The sequence below is a fragment of the Rothia sp. HMSC061D12 genome (genome assembly GCF_001836735.1).
Taxonomy (GTDB): domain Bacteria; phylum Actinomycetota; class Actinomycetes; order Actinomycetales; family Micrococcaceae; genus Rothia.
The window spans coordinates 212,764-213,001 of the sequence record NZ_KV830305.1; positions in this window are offsets into that span (position 1 = coordinate 212,764).

Below are 238 nucleotides of genomic sequence, written 5' to 3' on the forward strand. Positions count from 1 at the left end.
TCCTTTTCGGAGGGACTTTCATTGAGGGTCAGATTCGCCGAGCATGCCCTCACGAGCCAACGCAGATTTCCCTTCCTTTTTGGAGGGGCTTTCATTGAGGCATCAACAGAATGGGCGTGGCGATGGAAACAAAAATATTTCCCTTCCTTCTGGGAAGGGCTTTCATTGAGGCGGCGTGGGGTTTGGGTGATGAGTCCTTGCGCGAGGGCATTTCCCTTCCTTCTGGGAAGGGCTTTCA